Annotated in this window: 15 protein-coding genes; 6 read left to right on the top strand and 9 right to left on the bottom strand. The window is 69.0% G+C overall.

What is annotated here, in order from left to right:
* Window positions 1-5: 5 nt before the first annotated feature.
* Both ACFYX4_RS20595 and ACFYX4_RS20590 read left to right on the top strand, forming a co-directional pair.
* Window positions 6-779 (top strand): molybdopterin-dependent oxidoreductase, encoded by a 774-nt coding sequence (locus ACFYX4_RS20595; RefSeq protein WP_389334883.1) that lies wholly within the window; start codon window positions 6-8, stop codon window positions 777-779.
* Window positions 763-1,389: a cytochrome b/b6 domain-containing protein gene (locus ACFYX4_RS20590; protein ID WP_389334880.1), complete on the top strand. Its 627-nt coding sequence runs from the start codon at window positions 763-765 to the stop codon at window positions 1,387-1,389. Before ACFYX4_RS20595 ends, ACFYX4_RS20590 begins: the two co-directional genes overlap by 17 nt.
* Window positions 1,390-1,449: 60 nt before the next feature.
* On the opposite strand, the gene ACFYX4_RS20585 is transcribed toward ACFYX4_RS20590, so the two are convergent.
* Window positions 1,450-2,847, bottom strand: a complete 1,398-nt coding sequence (locus tag ACFYX4_RS20585; RefSeq protein WP_389334878.1) for a GntP family permease — start codon at window positions 2,845-2,847, stop codon at window positions 1,450-1,452.
* A 140-nt stretch (window positions 2,848-2,987) separates the two neighbouring features.
* Window positions 2,988-3,503 carry a gluconokinase gene (locus tag ACFYX4_RS20580; protein WP_389334875.1) on the bottom strand — a complete coding sequence of 172 codons (516 nt, stop codon included), beginning with the start codon at window positions 3,501-3,503 and terminating at the stop codon, window positions 2,988-2,990.
* Between the two features lie 134 nt (window positions 3,504-3,637).
* On the opposite strand from ACFYX4_RS20580, the gene ACFYX4_RS20575 reads away from it, so the two are divergent.
* A complete protein-coding gene (locus tag ACFYX4_RS20575) occupies window positions 3,638-4,339 on the top strand; it encodes a FadR/GntR family transcriptional regulator (RefSeq protein WP_389334872.1) in 702 nt (233 codons plus the stop codon).
* Between the two features lie 43 nt (window positions 4,340-4,382).
* Here the strand turns inward: ACFYX4_RS20575 and ACFYX4_RS20570 are convergent, their stop codons facing one another.
* From ACFYX4_RS20570 to queC, 7 genes are all read right to left on the bottom strand, one after another.
* Complete coding sequence (locus tag ACFYX4_RS20570; protein ID WP_389334869.1) at window positions 4,383-4,817, bottom strand: YchJ family protein; 435 nt, start codon at window positions 4,815-4,817, stop codon at window positions 4,383-4,385.
* A 187-nt stretch (window positions 4,818-5,004) separates the two neighbouring features.
* Entirely contained in the window at window positions 5,005-6,336 is a 1,332-nt protein-coding gene (locus ACFYX4_RS20565) for a M1 family metallopeptidase (RefSeq protein WP_389334866.1), read from the bottom strand.
* A 74-nt stretch (window positions 6,337-6,410) separates the two neighbouring features.
* A complete protein-coding gene (locus ACFYX4_RS20560) occupies window positions 6,411-10,301 on the bottom strand; it encodes a Pls/PosA family non-ribosomal peptide synthetase (protein WP_389334863.1) in 3,891 nt (1,296 codons plus the stop codon).
* Window positions 10,302-11,313: 1,012 nt separating this feature from the next.
* Window positions 11,314-12,081, bottom strand: a complete 768-nt coding sequence (locus ACFYX4_RS20555) for a GTP cyclohydrolase I FolE2 (RefSeq protein ID WP_389334860.1) — start codon at window positions 12,079-12,081, stop codon at window positions 11,314-11,316.
* Window positions 12,082-12,084: 3 nt separating this feature from the next.
* Window positions 12,085-12,441 carry a 6-carboxytetrahydropterin synthase QueD gene (queD, locus tag ACFYX4_RS20550; protein ID WP_030951629.1) on the bottom strand — a complete coding sequence of 119 codons (357 nt, stop codon included), beginning with the start codon at window positions 12,439-12,441 and terminating at the stop codon, window positions 12,085-12,087.
* Window positions 12,441-13,076, bottom strand: a complete 636-nt coding sequence (gene queE, locus ACFYX4_RS20545) for a 7-carboxy-7-deazaguanine synthase (protein WP_389334856.1) — start codon at window positions 13,074-13,076, stop codon at window positions 12,441-12,443. The genes queD and queE overlap by 1 nt, the downstream gene beginning before the upstream one ends.
* Window positions 13,077-13,078: 2 nt before the next feature.
* Window positions 13,079-13,789 carry a 7-cyano-7-deazaguanine synthase QueC gene (gene queC, locus ACFYX4_RS20540; RefSeq protein WP_389334853.1) on the bottom strand — a complete coding sequence of 237 codons (711 nt, stop codon included), beginning with the start codon at window positions 13,787-13,789 and terminating at the stop codon, window positions 13,079-13,081.
* Window positions 13,790-14,357: 568 nt separating this feature from the next.
* Here queC and ACFYX4_RS20535 point away from each other — a divergent pair.
* The 3 genes from ACFYX4_RS20535 to dpdA are packed head-to-tail and all read left to right on the top strand — an operon-like array spanning window position 14,358 to window position 17,175.
* Entirely contained in the window at window positions 14,358-14,786 is a 429-nt protein-coding gene (locus ACFYX4_RS20535; protein WP_389334850.1) for a hypothetical protein, read from the top strand.
* A complete protein-coding gene (gene dbpB, locus ACFYX4_RS20530) occupies window positions 14,783-15,925 on the top strand; it encodes a DGQHR domain-containing protein DpdB (protein ID WP_389334847.1) in 1,143 nt (380 codons plus the stop codon). The genes ACFYX4_RS20535 and dbpB overlap by 4 nt, the downstream gene beginning before the upstream one ends.
* On the top strand, window positions 15,922-17,175 hold the full coding sequence (dpdA, locus tag ACFYX4_RS20525; RefSeq protein WP_389334844.1) for a tRNA-guanine transglycosylase DpdA: 1,254 nt from the start codon (window positions 15,922-15,924) through the stop codon (window positions 17,173-17,175). The genes dbpB and dpdA overlap by 4 nt, the downstream gene beginning before the upstream one ends.
* The last annotated feature ends 20 nt before the right edge of the window (window positions 17,176-17,195 follow it).

The following is a 17,195-nucleotide window of genomic DNA, read 5'->3' as shown; positions in this document are numbered from 1 at the left end:
GACGAGTGAATCCCGAACCACACCCCGAGGAGCGAGGCGGACGACCGCCCGAGGAGCGGGGCGCGTCGCCCGAGGAGCGGGGCGCGCCCGTCGGCCGGCGGGTCTTCCTCGGCACCCTCGGCCTGGGCGCCCTCGGCGTCTTCGCCGCGCCCACCCTCCAGCGCGGCCTGGAGGACTTCCTCGGCGGCGCGGCCGGCAAGGACCCCACCGGTCTCACCGGCCTGCTCCCCAACGGCGGCGGCTTCCGCTACTACTCCGTCGCGTTCTCCGTCCCGCACAAGGACGCCGACACCTACCGCCTCACGGTCGACGGCCTCGTCGACCGCCCCGGCTCCTACACCCTCGCCGACCTCAAGGCCCTGCCGCAGACCCGTGTCGTCAAGGACGTGCAGTGCGTCACCGGCTGGCGGGTGCCCGGCACGCCCTTCGAAGGCGTCCGCCTCTCCGCGCTGCTCGACGCGGCCGGGGTGCGCGCGGGCGCCGGCGCGGTCCGCTTCACCTGCTTCGACGGCGTGTACACCGAGAGCCTGACCCTCGCGCAGGCCCGCCGCGCCGACGTCCTGGTCGCCCTGCGCATGCGGGACGAGGACCTGGGGCACGACCACGGCGGCCCCGCCCGCCTCTACGTCGCCCCCATGTACTTCTACAAGTCGGCCAAGTGGCTCTCAGGTATCACCGTCACCGAGAAGGTGAAGCCGGGCTACTGGGAGGAACGGGGCTACGACGTCGACGCGTGGGTGGGCCGTTCGAACGGACGCGACGATGAGCCTACGAGCTGACGCCCCGCCGGCCACCGCCGCCCGGATCCACCGCTTCAGCCGCGCCGAACGGTGGATCCACCGCACCACGGCCGCGCTGATGGGCGCGTGCGTGCTGACGGCGGCCTTCCTCTACATCCCCGAGTTCGCGCGGCTCGTGGGCCGCCGCGAACTGGTGGTCCGCGTCCACGAGTGGGCCGGGCTCGCCCTGCCCGTGCCCGTCCTGGCGGGCCTCGCCTCCCGCGCCTTTCGCGCCGACCTCGGCCGGCTCAACCGGTTCGGCCCGCACGACCGCCGCTGGCTGCGGGCCGCCCTGCGCCGCGACCGGCGGCGGGAGTCCCGCCCGGCCGGCAAGTTCAACGCGGGGCAGAAGGTCTACGCCGCCTGGATCGCCGGGGCGACGCTGGTGATGCTCGGCACCGGGCTGCTGATGTGGTTCACCCACCTCACCCCGCTGGTGTGGCGGACCAGCGCGACCTTCGTCCACGACTGGCTGGCCCTCACCATCGGCGTCGTCCTCGCCGGCCATGTCGGCATGGCCCTGCGCGACCCCGAGGCGCGGCGCGGCATGCGCACGGGATCGGTGAGCCGGGAGTGGGCGGAGCGGGAGCATCCGCTCTGGCGCGACTGACCGGAACCCGGAAGGGGCGCGCGGATGTCCCGCGCGCCCCTTCCGGGTGGTCCCGTACCCCTAAATGACCAGCGACAGCAGCAGCACCAGCCCGCCGGCGACCACGGAGATGATCGTCTCCATGACCGACCAGGTCTTGATGTTCTGCCCGACGGTCAGCCCGAAGTACTCCTTCACCAGCCAGAACCCGGCGTCGTTGACATGGCTGAAGAAGAGCGAGCCGGCGCCGATGGCGAGGACGAGCAGGGCCGCGTGGGTCGTCGACATGTCGGCGGCCAGTGGCGCGACCAGCCCGGCCGCCGAGATCGTCGCCACCGTCGCCGAACCGGTGGCCAGCCGTATCGCCACCGCGATCAGCCACGCCAGCAGCAGCGCCGGGATCGACCAGTCCTTGGAGATGTCCAGGACCATCTGGCCGACGCCGCAGTCGATCAGCGTCTGCTTGAAGCCGCCGCCCGCGCCGACGATCAGCAGGATGCCCGCGATCGGCGCGAGCCCCTTCTCGACGAGCTGCGAGATCCGCTCCTTGGAGAACCCGGCGGGCCGGCCCAGCGTGAAGATGCCCACGATCACCGCGGCGAGCAGGGCGATCAGCGGGGAGCCGATCACGTCGAACACGCGCTGCACGGTGGTCTCGGGGTCGTCCACGACGATGTCGACCAGGGCCTTGGCCAGCATCAGCACGACCGGGAGCAGGATGGTCGCCAGGGTGGCGCCGAAGCCGGGGCGCTTCTCCAGCTCCTCCGAGGGGCGCTGCGGGATCATGCGGTCCGGGGCCGGGACGTCCACCCAGCGGGCGGCGTAGCGGGAGAAGACGGGACCGGCGATGACCACCGTCGGGATCGCGACGAGGACACCGAGGGCGAGCGTCACGCCCAGGTTGGCGCCGACCGCGTCGATCGCGACCAGCGGGCCCGGGTGCGGCGGCACCAGCCCGTGCATCACGGACAGACCGGCCAGCGCCGGGATGCCGATCCGCATCAGCGAGTAGTTGCCCCGTTTGGCGACCATCAGCACGACCGGGATCAGCAGCACGACGCCGACCTCGAAGAACAGCGGCAGACCGATCACCGAGGCGATCAGGACCATCGCCCACGGCATGGACCGGCCGCCCGCCTTGGCGAGGATGGTGTCGACGATCTGGTCGGCGCCGCCGGAGTCGGCGAGCATCTTGCCGAGGATCGCGCCGAGCGCGATCAGCACGCCCACGCCGGCGACCGTGGTGCCGAGACCGGCGGTGAAGCTGGCGATGGCCTTGTCCAGCGGGGCCCCGGCGAACGCGCCGAGCGCGAGCGAGCCGATGGTCAGCGCCAGGAAGGCGTGGAGCTTGAACTTGGTGATGAGCAGGACGATGACGGCGATGCCCGCCAGCACGGCGATGCCCAGCTGGGCGTCACCGGCCGAGGTGATGGGCTCGGCGGTGTCCGCTGCCAGCATCTCGACGCTGAGTCTGGTCACGGGGGTTCCTTGGAGAGTACGGGGGATGAGGGAGGGGAGGGGTGGGGAGGGGGTACTGCGGTGCTACGGGTACTCCGGGTGTGCCGGGGAGTCCGGGTGCTCCAGGGAGTCCGGGGTCTCCGGGAGCGTCAGGGGGGCCGCTAACCGGCGTCGGGAAGCTTCCCGAGCGCCTGCGCGGCCCGCTCGGTGATCTCCTCGGGCGTGCCGGAGACGTCGACCGCGACCCCGGCCTCGTCCGCGTCGAGCGGCTGGAGCGTGGCGAACTGGGAGTCGAGCAGCGCGGTCGGCATGAAGTGCCCCTGCCGGTGCGACATCCGGTCCTCGATCAGGGTCCGGTCGCCGGCGAGATGCACGAACACCACGTCGGGCGCCGCCGCCCGGAGCCGGTCGCGGTAGGACCGCTTGAGCGCGGAGCAGCTGACCACCCCGCCCAGTCCGGCCCGCCCGTGCGCCCAGACGCCGATGGCGTCCAGCCACGGCCACCTGTCGTCGTCGTCGAGCGGGGTGCCGGCCGACATCTTCGCGATGTTGGCGGGTGGGTGGAAGTCGTCGCCCTCGGCGTACGGGGCGCCCAGCCGGGCCGCGAGCAGCGGACCGATCGTGGTCTTGCCCGTGCCGGCGACGCCCATCACCACGACGACGTGGGGGGTGCGCATCTCTGCCTGCCTCGCTGTCTTCCTCGACACCTGATGTCGACGACACTGAAACGCATTAGGTACGACGAATTCAAGAGTCTGTGACATATAAGTCTGACTTTTTGAGTCCTTGATCCACCCCGTACGCTGAGTGCATGACCACTCCGGGCCGGGGTCTGCACGGCCAAGTACTGGACACCCTCGGCCCCGCGATCACGGCGGGCGAGTATCCGCCGGGAAGCGTCCTGCGCACCGATGAACTGGCCCAGCGCTTCGAGGTCTCCCGCTCCGTGATGCGCGAGGCGGTCCGCGTGCTGGAGTCCATGCACCTGGTCGAGTCCCGCCGCCGCGTGGGCGTCACGGTCCGCCCCAAGGCGGAGTGGAACGTCTACGACCCGCAGGTCATCCGCTGGCGGCTGGCCGGCGCCGACCGCCCCCACCAGCTGCGCTCGCTCACCGTGCTGCGCTCGGCGATCGAGCCGGTCGCGGCGGGCCTGGCCGCGCAGCACGCCACGGCGGAGCAGTGCGCCGAGCTGACCGAGTGCGCGCTCGGCATGGTCGCCAACTCACGCGGCCACCGCCTGGAGGGCTACCTCTTCCACGACGTGGCCTTCCACCGGGTGATCCTCGCGGCCTCCGGCAACGAGATGTTCGCCCGCCTCGGCGACGTCGTCGCGGAGGTCCTCACCGGACGCACCCAGCACGAGGTCATGTTCCACGACCCCGATCCGGCGGCCGTCACCCTCCACGTCAAGCTGGCCGAGGCGGTCCGCGAGGGCGACGCGGCCCGCGCGGAGGAACTGACCCGGGAGATCACCGCGGGCGCGCTCCAGGAACTGGACATCCTCGCCCCCTAGCCGACGCCGGCCCCTAGGGGATCACTCCGCCGCCCCTCGGAGGTCACTCCGGGCCGGGGAACTCTCCGTCCACGTACACCCACGCCCCGTCCACCCGCTCGAACCGGCTCCGCTCGTGCAGCGCGCCGCCCCGGTAGGTCGCCCGGAACTCCACGACCCCGGTCGAGTGGAACGCGGAGCCGTCGGCCGTGGCGAGGATCTCCAGACCGGTCCACCGCGTCCCGGGATCAAGGTCGAGCCGCCCGGGCCGGGTCCGCGGATGCCAGGTCCGCAGCAGATAGGCCGCGTCGCCCTTAACGAAGGCGCTGTACCGCGACCGCATCAACACCTCGGCGGTCGGCGCGGCGGCCCCGCCGCAGTGGTAGCGACCACAGCAGGCCCCGTACCCCTCGGCCGAACCACAGGGACAACCGGCGGGGCCCACCGCCGCCGGAACCGACCGGACCGACCGCCCGGAGCGCGCACTACGTCGAGACATGCCCCCCATTGTGCCGCTCGCCCGCCCCCCGGCCCCCACGCCCACCCGAACAGCGCGGGCGGCCCCCGCCCACGGCCCTCGCCTCGCTCCCTGCCTGCGCCCCGGTCCTCGCCGCCCTTCGGTCAGGCCCGCGCCGACGCCCCCGCCCCGGCCTTCGCCGCCCCCGCCCCGGCCCTCGCCCCCCTGCCTACGCCCCCGCCCTCGGCAGTGCCGGCAGTGCCGTCCCGTGCACCCATGCCTCGAACAGTTCGTCCAGCGGTTCCGCCGCGAAGCGGCTCGCGTGGGCCGTGAACGTCGTCGTGGTCACCGCGCCGCCGCGGTGCAGCCGCGCCCAGCTCCGCAGCATGCGGAAGAACGCGTCGTCGCCCAGCGCGCAGCGCACCGCGTGCACCGCGAGGCCGCCGCGCTCGTAGAGACGGTCGTCGAACATCGACTTGCGGCCGGGGTCGGCCAGCAGCAGGTCCTGCGGGAGCGAGGACAGCAACCGGTGCGCCACGGCGGCGTGTTGCTGCGCGGTACGGCCGCCCGACCGCTCCGACCACAGCCACTCCGCGTACTTCGCGAACCCCTCGTTGAGCCAGATGTGCCGCCAGTCGGCGATCGACACGCTGTTGCCGAACCACTGGTGCGCCAGCTCGTGCGCCACGAGCCGCTCCGAACCCCGCGCCCCGTCCACGTGGTTGGCGCCGAACAGCGACAACCCCTGCGCCTCCACGGGGACGTCGAGCTCCTCCTCCGTCACCACCACCGCGTACTCGTCGAACGGGTACGGCCCGAACAGCTCCTGGAACAGGTCCATCATCGCGGGCTGCCGCGCGAAGTCCCGCGAGAACCGGGGCAGCAACTGCGCCGGGATGTGCCCGTGCTGCGGCACCCCGCCCGGCCCCGGGTCGCCCAGCAGCACCGTCTGGTACTTGCCGATCGCCAGCCCGACCAGATAGCTCGACGTCGGCGCGGACTGCTCGTACACCCAGGTCGTCGTCGACGCCTTCGTCGTCCGCGTCAGCAGCCGCCCGCCCGCCACCACCGCGTACGCCGACGGCGTCGTCACGGAGATCAGGTACGACGCCTTGTCGGCGGGCCGGTCGTTGCACGGATACCAGGAGGGCGCCCCGACCGGCTGGCTCGCCACCAGCGCGCCGTCCGCCAGCTCCTCCCAACCCAAACCGCCCCAGGGGCTGTTGACCGGCCCGGGATTGCCGGACCAGTGCACCTCCACGGTGAAGGCGGCCCCGGCGCGCGGCGGCTTGGCGGGACGCACCCGCAGCCGTCCGCCGCGGTGCGTGTAGTGCGGCTGCCGGCCGTCCACCCGCACCCGGCCGATCCGGAAGCCGGCCAGGTTCAACTGGAACTCGGTCAGCGGCGCCCGCCCCGCGATGGCGAAGATCCGGGCCGTCCCGGACAGCCGGTTGGGGCCGGGCCGGTAGTCCAGCGCGAGCTCGTAGCGGTGCACCCGGTAACGGGAATCCCCGTTCGCCGGGAAGTAGGGGTCCGATCCCCCTGACTGCTGTACTGCCACTGCCGCGTCCGCTCCCTGCGCCGTGCCGCCACTCCCCGCCGGTGCGCCGCCGTCCGGGTCCGGCCGACCGGCGCTCAGGGACGCCATGCCTCGATCGGGTTGCCGAGCCAGCGGGTGTCGTCCGGAACGGACTCCGCGGCCATCACCAGCGACGCGGGACCCAGGGTCGTCCGGGCCCCCACCGTGCTGCCGGGCAGCACGATCCCGCCAGGGCCCAGCGTGGCGCCCTCACGGAGGACCACAGTATCCGTCCGCAAGATCCGGTCGTGGAAGAGGTGAGTCTGGAGCACACAGCCCCGGTTGACCGTCGCCCCGTCCTCCAGCGTGACCAGGTCCGTCTCCGGCAGCCAGTAGCTCTCCACCCACACGCCCCGGCCGATCCGCGCCCCGAGCCCGCGCAGCCACGCCGTCATCACCGGCGTGCCCGGCGCCGAGCCGGCCAGCCACGGCACGGCCACCACCTCGACGAACGTGTCCGCCAGCTCGTTGCGCCACACGAACCCGCTCCACAGCGGATGCTCCCCGCTGCGGTGCCGCCCCACGAGCAGCCACTTCGCGCCGATCGACAGCACCGCCGCCGCACCGCCCGCACCCAGCAGCACCGCCCCCGACAGCAACGCCGCCCACGGCCCCAGCGCGCACAGCGCCGCCGCCGTCAGCACCGCGAGCCCCGCCGAGCAGAACACCGGCACGATCCGGCACAGCTCCACCAGCGCGCGCGCCCACAGCAGCCGCGCCGGCGGCTCGTACGTCCGGCTGTCGTCCCCGTCCGCGGCGGCCCGCGGCAGCCGCACCGGCGGCAGCCCCAGATACGAGCTGCCCTTCTTGGCCTTCTTCGGCGTCGCCGACAGCACCCCGACCAGCCCGCCGTCCGGCACGCTCCGCCCCGGCGCGGTCATCCCCGAGTTCCCGAGGAACGCCCGCCGCCCGATCTCCGCGCGCCCGATCCGCATCCAGCCGCCGCCCAGCTCGTACGGAGCGGTCAGCGTGTCGTCGGCGAGGAACGCGCCCTCGCCGACCGTCGTCAGGCTCGGCAGCGCCAGCACGGTCGACACCTCCGCGCCCCTGCCGATCCGCATCCCCAGCAGCCGCAGCCACACCGGCGTGGCCAGCCCCGCATACAGCGGGAACAGCGTCTCCCGGGAGCGGTCCATCAGCTGGGTGACCGTCCAGGCCTGCCAGCCCACCCGCCCGTGCGTCGGATACGTCCCCTCCCGCAGCCCCACGCTCAGCAGGCGTACGGCGAGCAGGAGCACCAGCGCGTACGCCAGCCCGTACGCCAGCGTCGCCGGCACCAGGGCCAGCGCCGCCCCGCGCAGCGGCGCGTCCGGCGTGACCAGGGCGTACGCCACGGCGAACGCGGCCCCCGCCGCCGGCACCGGCAGCAGACTCAGCGCGACGCCCGTCACCCCGTACACCGCCCGCCACACCGCGCCCCGGTGCGGCCGTTCCTTCGGCCAGTTGCGCTTGGCCCGGCCCAGCTTGACCGCGGGCGCGCCCGCCCAGCGCTGACCGGTCGGGACCTGCCCGGCGACCGCCGAGCCCGGCGCCACCTCGGCCCGCTTGCCGACCCGCGCGCCGGGGAAGAGCATGCTGCGCGTGCCGACGACCGCGTGCGCGCCGACCTTCACCGGGCCGATCACCAGCCGGTCGCCGTCCAGCCACCAGCCGGACAGGTCCACCTCGGACTCGACGGCCGCGCCCCGGCCCAGCTTCAGCATGCCGGTGACCGGCGGCAACGCGTGCAGATCGACGTCCGGCCCGATCCGCGCGCCCAGGGCGCGCGCGTACCGCTCCAGCCAGGAGCCGGTCAGCGAGGTCGCCCCGCTGACCTCGGCCAGCCGCTCGGCGGTCCACAGCCGCAGATGCACGCTCCCGCCGCGCGGATGACGCCCCGGCCGCACACCGCGCAGCAGCAGCCGCGCGCCGCCCGCGCCCAGGGCGAGCCGTCCGGGCGGGCTGAAGAACAGGAGCGCGCCGGCGATCACCAGCCACCAGGGCGCGGCCGGCAGCCAGCCGTACCGGGGCAGCACGTTGCCGAGCGCGGCCAGCACGACCGTCCAGCGCAGGCCCAGCACGGTGAACAGGGGGAGGAGCAGGAACAGCTGGATCGCCTGCGCGCGCCTGGGCACCGGGTCGACCGTGCGGCGCGCGCCGTCGTCCTGCGCGGACTCCTCCAGCCGGCGGGCCAGCTTGCGCAGCACGGGCTGCTGATAGACGTCGAGGACGGCCGCGCTCGGGTAGCGGGCGCGCAGCCGGGTGGTGAGCTGGGCGGCGGCCAGGCTGCCGCCGCCGATCGCGAAGAAGTCGTCGTCGGCCCCGGCGACCGGGATGCCCAGCACCTCCGTCCACTGCTCGGCGAGCCACGCCTGCGTGCCGTAGAGCTGGGCCGCGGGAGTCTCCACGCCCTTCAGGGGCCACGGCAGGGCGTCGCGGTCGACCTTGCCGGAGGTACGGGTGGGCAGCTCGGCGACCGGCGCGAGCAGCGGGACGAGCGTGGCGGGCAGCTCGGCGCGCAGCTTCTCCACCGCCGTGGCCTGGTCCCAGCCGTCCTGGGTGACGACATAGCCGACGAGGAGCTGGTTGCCGCCGCGGGCGGTGCGCACGGCCGCCGCGGCACCCGCGACCCCGGGCAGCGCCTGGAGCGCCGCGTCGACCTCGCCCAGCTCGATGCGCCGCCCGCCGAGCTTGATCTGCTCGTCGGCCCGGCCGAGGAAGACGAGCCCCTCGGGATCGGCGCGCACCAGGTCCCCGCTCCGGTACGCCCGCTCCCAGCCCAGTGACGTCAGCGGCGCGTACTTCTCGGCGTCCTTCTCGGCGTCGAGATACCGCGCCAGCCCGACCCCGCCGATGACCAGCTGGCCGCTGCCGCCCATCGGCACGGGCTCGCCGGCCTCGTCCACGACGGCCAGCTCCCAGCCCGTGAGCGGCAGCCCGATCCGGATCGGCTCCTGCCCGCTCATCAGCGCGGCGCAGGCCACGACGGTCGCCTCGGTCGGCCCGTACGTGTTCCAGACCTCGCGCCCCTCCGTCACCAGCCGCTGCGCCAGCTCCGGCGGACAGGCCTCACCGCCGAAGATCAGCAGCCGTACGTCGTTGAGGGTGTCCGGCTCCCACAGGGCCGCCAGCGTCGGCACCGTCGAGACGACGGTGATCTCCTGCTCCACCAGCCACGGCCCGAGGTCCGCGCCGCTCCTGACCTGCGCGCGCGGCACCGGCACCAGGCACGCGCCGTACCGCCAGGCCAGCCACATCTCCTCGCAGGACGCGTCGAAGGCGACCGACAGGCCCGCCATGACCCGGTCGCCGGGCCCGATCGGCTCCTCGACGAGGAACAGCGCGGCCTCGGCGTCCACGAACGCGGCGGCGCTGCGGTGACTGACGGCGACGCCCTTCGGCCTCCCGGTGGAGCCGGACGTGAAGATGATCCACGCGTCGTGCTCGACGCCGGGCCGGGCGGCCGGGACGCCGGAACGTCCGTCGGTCGCCTCGTCCACGGCCGCCTCGCGCAGGGTCGCCTCGTGCACGGTCAGCTCGTGGCCGGCGCCGACGACGGCCCGCACCCGCGCCTCCCCGAACACCAGCTCGGCCCGCTCGTCGGGGTCCTCGGCGTCGACGGGGACGTAGGCGGCCCCTGCGGCCAGCACGGCCAGGATCGCCACGTACAGATCGTTCGTGCCGGACGGCACCCTGACCCCGACCCGGTCCCCGAGCCCGACCCCGGCGGCGGCCAGCCCGCGCCGCAGCCGCTCCACCTCGACGGCCAGCGCGCGGTAGGTCAGCGGGGCGACCCCGTCGTCCAGGGCCAGCTCGTCCGGGTAGGCCCGAACGGACGCGTCGAACACGTCGACGAGCGTGCGCGGGGAGGCGGCGGGGCCGCCGGAGAAGCGGGCCGTGTCGCCGAGGTGCTCGCGGATCTCCTCGTCGAGCAGGCCGAGAACGCTGTCCTCGTCTATGGCTGCCATCGGGTCCTCGCGTCTCGTTCCCGGAAGGCTCCGGGGGGCCGGCGGGCCCGTCGACTCGGTAACAAGCCGGAAATTTTAGTACGACGCTAGGCTCGCCCCGTTGTGTCGGCGAGCGGAGACGACCGTCCGGGCGACGCCCGCAGCCGTGGGCACGGCGGTGACCTGCGGACCTTCCGCGCCCGCGAGACATACCCCACACAACGACCGAGGGCCCCGACCTCACGGTCGGAGCCCTCGCTCATGTGCAGTGCAGTGGGACGTTCACGAGATCCCTTGACCAGGCGTAACAGAGCTAATTGATGTTGAGGTTCCCGCAGGCCGCATGATCATTCCCCGAGTGTATGCGCATGCAATTATTGCTGGGATGTACTTACGCTCCGTGGTGGCGACGGGGTCGGACAAGGCCGGGCTTATGCATCGTGGACGATCTGGAGCGCAAGAGTCTTGCCGTATGCAAGGCAGCTGCGGGTGACCGACGGGTGCGGCAGTGGAGATCACACCTTAGGGCTGGAGCTCTTCGATACCGCCCACGTGGCGGCGGAGCCACCGGCTGAGCGTACGGTTGCCGAACTGGGGCACTGCGAGCCCGATAGCGAGGAGGAGGCGCACCCTCGCGCCCGTTGCCATCGGCGTCGACGCCTTCTCCGGAGACCAGGTGGACCTCTGCCGTCAGCTGGTCGCCAGAGGCTTAATCCCGGCTGCAGCTTTCAGGCACCGCTGAGCCGATAACTGACGTAGGCGATGCGCCGAGAAACAGGTACCCAGCACGGGACGTTGATGGCCCCCTGCCCCCGGATTCCTCATGCTGTTTGTCGAGCCGTTCGGCCGCATCCCCTGGTCGCTGACCGTGGACCTTGACCCGGCCTTCTTCCAGGTACGGCTCCAACAGATCAACGACTTCAACGTCCAGCAATGGATGCGAGTGCATGGACCACATCATCCACTGCTCTGTCGAGGCAAACCACCCGATCTGAGTAGAACTATGCGGCAGTGGCTTCTGCCCAATGCTCCCTCACCCGGCGACGCATGCGACAGCGTCGTGGCTATGGATGCTTTCCAGATTGCGGACCCTCACCGAGTGACGAAGACCCCGCTCGCGGCAGACGTGGCTGACTTCACGGGCAATGTCTTCGACGAACACAGGGTGGTCGTACGCCTGCATCGTCAGCGCACGTTCATCCGGACGCTTCACCAAGGGCACGACGGGAGCGGACGCACACCGTTCCAAGAGTCGAACGGCCTGCTGCACCCCAAAGGGATAGGGAGTGTCTCCGTGCCCTGTCACGGACAGCGTGACGCGGCTGCGCTGGTTGTGGGCGCCGTAGTCAGAGATCGCTTTCGAGCACGGGCACAGACTGGTGACCTCGGTGGTAACCGACGTGATCACCGTCGTGTCTCCGTCGTCCCAGCGGCCGTCGAACCGGACATCGTGAACCTGGTACGACTCGGCGCCAGTCGCTGGCGCGACCACGGTCGTGCTCAACGGGACGGCTACCGACACCGCGAGCGCCGGTGCATCCAGGAGGTCCGCACCGACTTTCAGCACGTGCGGCAGCTTTCGCGGATCGAACCGGCGAAGGGACTCGTGGGCGAGAGCCACCATGCGGCTCATGTGGGTGCCACGGCGGTCATGCTGGAGCCGTACGGTCACTTCGATCTCGGCGATGCCCTCCTGGCGAAGGTGGCCGTCTTCGAAGTACAGCGGGTAGCGCAGGCCGCTGATGCCGACCTCGTCGATCTCGATGCCGCGGGTGTCGGTCTCGTTTTGGATATCGTGCATCGCTCACTCGCCCCGATAGGTGCAGCCGGACGTGCACGTCTCGCGGACGGTGAGCGCGGAGAGGTCGGGCAGGGTCGGCTTCAGCCGCTCCCAGATCCAGCGGGCGAGGACCTCGCTCGTCGGGTTCTCCAGGCCCTCAATGTCGTTGAGGTAGTAATGATCGAGCTGCGCTTCGAGGGGCTTGAAGGCCTTCTTGAGGTCGCCGAAGTCCATGACCCAGCCCGACTCGGGGTCGACGGGAGCCTCGACATGGACGATGACCTTGTAGGAGTGGCCGTGCAGGCGCGCGCACTTGTGGCCCTCGGGCACGTTGGGCAAGCGATGTGCAGCTTCGAAGGTGAACTCGCGGAAGATTTCCATTACTGAATTCCCAGATACTTGTGCGTCTGGAGAGAGAGGATCCAGCGCGGGTTCTTCATGCAGTAGTCGACAGTCGCCCTGGTGTTGGCTTCAACGTCCGGGCCGTCCATGGGCTGGAGCCGGAAGTACCGGAAATCCAGGTGCTCGAACTGACGGGGGTCGCCGCCCAGTTGGGGGTAGACCAGTTTCAGTTCGTCTCCGCGGGTCACGACGAGTTCGGAGCCGATCTTGGGACTGACGCAGAGCCAGTCGATGCCGTTCGGCGGTACGCGGGTGCCGTTCGTCTCGACGGCCACCTCGAAGCCGCGGGCGTGCAGGGCGTCGATCGCCGCTTCGTCGAGTTGTAGGAGCGGTTCGCCGCCGGTGCACACCACGAAGCGGTGGCCCCTCGACGACGACGGCCATGCCTGCTCGACGGCTTGAGCGAGGTCGTCCGGGGTCCGGAACCGGCCGCCACCTTCCCCGTCGGTTCCGACGAAATCTGTGTCGCAGAACTGGCAGATCGCACGGTGACGATCCTTCTCCAGGCCCGTCCACAGATTGCACCGGGAGAAGCGGCAGAAGACGGCTGGACGGCCTGCGTGACTCCCTTCACCTTGCAGGGTGTAGAAGATCTCCTTGACCAGGTAGGTCATTCTCACGCGCCCTGGTACTGCACGGGGTCGGTGACGCCGGCCTCAGCGAAGCCCTTGAGGCGGAGCAGGCAGGTCTCGCAATGTCCGCATGCCCGCCCCTGCTCGTCCGGGTCGTAGCAAGAGGAGGTGAGGGAGTAGTCCACGCCGAGGCGCAGGCCCTCACGGACGATGTCGGCCTTCGACATGGCGATGAGCGGCGAGTGGAGCTTGAGACTCTGCGTGCCCTCGACCCCGGCGCGGGTGGCCAAGTTGGCCATGCGCTCGTAGGCCTCCATGTACTCGGGGCGGCAGTCCGGGTAGCCGCTGTAGTCGACCGCGGTCACTCCGGTGAAGATGTCGCTCGCCCCAACCGTCTCCGCATAGGCGAGGGCGAAGGAGAGGAAGATCGTGTTGCGTGCCGGGACGTACGTAACGGGAACGCTGCTGCCGGTGTCTTTGTCCCCGGTGTCGTCCAGAGACTCGTGCTTCGGAACGTCGATGTCCGACGTGAGCGCGGATCCGCCGAAAACTCGCAGGTCGATGTCCGCGATGACGTGCCGAGCGACCCCTTGCGCCTCAGCCACGCGCTTCGCGGCCTCAAGCTCCACGCTGTGCCGCTGCCCGTAGCGGAAGCTCAGCGCGTACGGCGCGTAGCCCTGGTCCTTGGCGATCGCCAGAACGGTCGTTGAGTCCAGTCCGCCACTCAGTAGAACGATCGCGGGACGCTCCGCCATGCCTGCTCCTAGTTAGCTCCGTGTGTACTGCGGCAGCCTACGCGAAAAGTGGCAGGTAGAGTAACGACAACAGACTGGTAGTTATGAGCGTCGGGAGCCGAGCCGCGTGAGGCAACTTTCACTTGTGGTCACATGTACGGACCGTAAGGCTGTAGCGCCGGAAGCCTCACTGCACGCAAGGTCACTGCCAGTTGGGACCGTGGAGGAACGCTCGACCACCTGGAAGGGGCGCGTCGCGGACGCCTCCGCTACCACTCCACTCGACAGGCTCTACTGCGGCGACCACTGGACACAGTCGCGTCGCCTCATCGCTACGGCCGCCAAGGCTGGTTTCGACGCACGGCTATGGGTCGCGTCCGCCGGCCTCGGCCTTCGGCCAGCATCCGAGCCGGCCCCGGCATACGCGGCGACATTCAGCACGCGACACGCTGACTCGGTAGCCACCTCTGCGGATGGAAGCGCCCAGTGGTGGAAGCACCTACAAGAGGGACAAAGTCGCACAACATTGCAGGAACTCGGAAAAAGCGGTCCAATCTTGATGGTTCTGTCCGAGGTCTACGCGAAGGCCATGGAAGCCGAACTCCGAGCTCTAGGTGCCGTTGCGAGCGAGGCGCTGCTGGTAGGCGGTGTCGAAGAGATCCCCGGCATCCGAAGAGTCGCCTCCGATGCACGGCTGCGACTCGCGCTCGGCGGAACCCTCACGAGCCTCAATGTCCGCATGGCCGCTTCCTGGCTCCAGCACTGCGAAGACAGTCGGCTGACCTCTGAGACCACCAGTTCCGCCTGGCACGGATGGGCGTCGGCTGTACCGAAACCGGAACAACTCAACCGTCAGCCCATGACCGATGCAGAGGTCATCGCCTTCATCAGGCAGGAGCTGGGGGCTCAACCGGGCGTCTCACGGACGCGGCTGTTGCGGATCTTGCGCGACAGCGGCCGAGCATGTGAACAGAGCAGGTTTGCCACCTTGTTCAAGCGAACCATGGGGGATCAGTGACCGAGAACCTCATCACACGCAGAGCTCTGCGGATCAATCAGCACCCCGACATCCCCTTGTACCTTTTTGCCTTGGAAGCCGGAGAAGTCGACCTCGTAGCCGACGTTGCGCGGATCTCACGCGATGAGGCCGGAAAGCTCCTCGGCTACCAGCGCCCCGAGAAGAAGCAGCACGTAAAGCAGATCTTGGAGTATCTGGACGGGGACGAGGTGCTGTTTCCGAACGGACTCATCCTCGCACTTCCATCCTCAGTACGTTTCAGAGGAAGCCGCGGCCCGAACCCGAGCGACGGCCTTGCAACCATCGGGATGCTTGAGATCCCACTGCCAGAGTCACGGGAAGCTCCACGTCCGGCTCTGATCGTTGATGGCCAGCAGCGGAGCCTGGCTCTTGCGCGTACCCGGAATGCCAAGTTGCCTATCACAGTGGCAGGCTTCGTTTCCGAAGATCTGCATGTCCAGCGCGAGCAATTTTTGCGGGTAAATACAGTGTCGCCACTTCCCAGCGACCTGGTCTCCGAACTCCTGCCGGAAGTGAACACTCAGCTTCCTACCAAGCTCTCATCTCGAAAGCTTCCGGCGATCTTGGTGAATGCACTAAGCCAGGATGCCGACTCACCCTTTAAGGGCCTTATCAAACAAGCGTCGACGACAGCTAGCAGGAAATCTGAGACTGTCGTTAAGGACAACAGCCTGCTTCAGGCGATCACCGCGTCATTGTCGCCTTCTGGGGTGCTCTTCCCATACAAAGACTTGTCCAGCGGAACCATCGATACGAGCACTATTCGCAAGATCCTCGTCGTCTACTGGACGGCCGTGCGGGACACCTTTCCTGACGCCTGGGGAATCTCTCCCAATAAGAGCCGATTGATGCACGGCGTCGGCATTCGGTCAATGGGACAGCTCATGGATCGCGTCATGGAGCGAGTGATGTTTGAAGTAGACATCAACTCGGACGAGGCCTACAGCAAGGTCATGGCCGAATTGGCCCTGGTCGAACCCTACTGCCGCTGGACCAAGGGGCGCTGGCCAGAGATTAACTACAACTGGAACGAATTGGAGAACATCACAAAGCACATCAACATCCTGTCAAATTACCTGATTCGCGTTTACCAGAAGGCAAGGATGGGCGCAGCGTGAGGTTCTACTTTCCGGACAGCCAGGACCAGGTCAGTCCGAGTTATGACTTCCTCAATGACGAGTATTCTCCTTTTCGCGTCCGGCAACGGGACGATTTCTACGCCCATCAGGCTGTGAAGCCGGCACCTTATGACGGCATCCTGGTCAGCAAGGCCATTGTCGACGGGTCCGTCAAGGGGGCGGGCAAGTACAGCGCACCGCAGCGTGAACGTCTCTACCGGCTTGGTGTGCGGAATTTCTTCCGGCTTCCCATGACGATGAGCAGCCTGGGAGACTGCGGAGCCTTCAACTACATCGACGAAGAGCGCCCACCCTATACGGTTGATCAGGTACTCGACTTCTATATCGGCTGCAAGTTCAACTCCGGAATCAGCATCGACCACGTGATCTTCGGATATGATCCCGAACTCGCCGAAGAGGATGCAAACCCTGCATGGGTAAAGCGACGTGAGATCTCGCTGGAGTTGGCTGAAGAATTCATCGCTGCTGTCAGATCACGCAATTCCAAGATCCTCGAAGAAGACGACAAGCTCGAACCGGTCGGCGCAGCACAGGGCTGGAGCCCGGACAGCTACGCCGACAGCGTTGCCCGACTTCAGAAAATGGGCTACAAGCGGATCGCCCTAGGCGGCATGGTCCCACTGAAGACGCCCGAGATCGTGGCGTGCCTGAAGAGGATTGCACAAGTTCGCGCCGAAGGAGTTGACTTCCACCTCCTCGGAATCACTCGCGTCGACAGCATGGAAGAATTCGCGAAATTCCACGTAGAAAGCTTCGATAGCACTTCTGCTTTCCGTCAGGCCTTTATGGATGAACGCAACAACTATCACACCGCAGACACGGCCTACACGGCGATTCGCGTTCCGCAGGTCGACGGAAATCCAGCTCTCAAGCGACTGATCCTGGCCGGCGTCGTATCCCAATCCGAAGCAATCAAGGCCGAGCGAGAGTGCCTTCAACTGCTACGTGATTACGACAAGGATTTGGTGGATGCCTCAGAGGTCTTGGATGCCTTGCGCCGCTACCAGGTGCTCCTCGGTGATGCCAAGAAGCTGAAGCAGTTGGACAACCAACTGAAGCGATACGGCGCCACGCTGGCTGACAGGCCATGGAAGCACTGCACATGCGACCTCTGCCGGGAACACAAGATCGAGATGGTCATATTCCGTGGGTCCGAGCGTAACAAGCGCCGCGGATTCCATAACATGACGGTACTCGAAGCAAAGATGCGCAAGCTGTCGTTCACATAATCACCCAGAACGCGCATAAC

It is taken from the genome of Streptomyces sp. NPDC002328 (genome assembly GCF_042890065.1).
Classification (GTDB): Bacteria; Actinomycetota; Actinomycetes; order Streptomycetales; family Streptomycetaceae; genus Streptomyces.
The sequence above is the reverse complement of the archived record's forward strand: the minus strand, read 5'-3'. Positions and strand labels throughout refer to the sequence as shown.

What these genes read in the sequence shown, in the direction of transcription:
- ACFYX4_RS20590 (WP_389334880.1), top strand. Translation starts at nt 763, where the DNA reads ATGAGCCTACGAGCTGACGCCCCGCCGGCCACCGCCGCCCGGATCCAC.
- ACFYX4_RS20580 (WP_389334875.1), bottom strand. Translation starts at nt 3,503, where the DNA reads ATGCGCACCCCCCACGTCGTCGTGGTGATGGGCGTCGCCGGCACGGGC.
- ACFYX4_RS20575 (WP_389334872.1), top strand. Translation starts at nt 3,638, where the DNA reads ATGACCACTCCGGGCCGGGGTCTGCACGGCCAAGTACTGGACACCCTC.
- ACFYX4_RS20570 (WP_389334869.1), bottom strand. Translation starts at nt 4,817, where the DNA reads ATGTCTCGACGTAGTGCGCGCTCCGGGCGGTCGGTCCGGTCGGTTCCG.
- ACFYX4_RS20560 (WP_389334863.1), bottom strand. Translation starts at nt 10,301, where the DNA reads ATGGCAGCCATAGACGAGGACAGCGTTCTCGGCCTGCTCGACGAGGAG.
- ACFYX4_RS20555 (WP_389334860.1), bottom strand. Translation starts at nt 12,081, where the DNA reads ATGCACGATATCCAAAACGAGACCGACACCCGCGGCATCGAGATCGAC.
- queD (WP_030951629.1), bottom strand. Translation starts at nt 12,441, where the DNA reads ATGGAAATCTTCCGCGAGTTCACCTTCGAAGCTGCACATCGCTTGCCC.
- queE (WP_389334856.1), bottom strand. Translation starts at nt 13,076, where the DNA reads ATGACCTACCTGGTCAAGGAGATCTTCTACACCCTGCAAGGTGAAGGG.
- queC (WP_389334853.1), bottom strand. Translation starts at nt 13,789, where the DNA reads ATGGCGGAGCGTCCCGCGATCGTTCTACTGAGTGGCGGACTGGACTCA.
- ACFYX4_RS20535 (WP_389334850.1), top strand. Translation starts at nt 14,358, where the DNA reads ATGGAAGCCGAACTCCGAGCTCTAGGTGCCGTTGCGAGCGAGGCGCTG.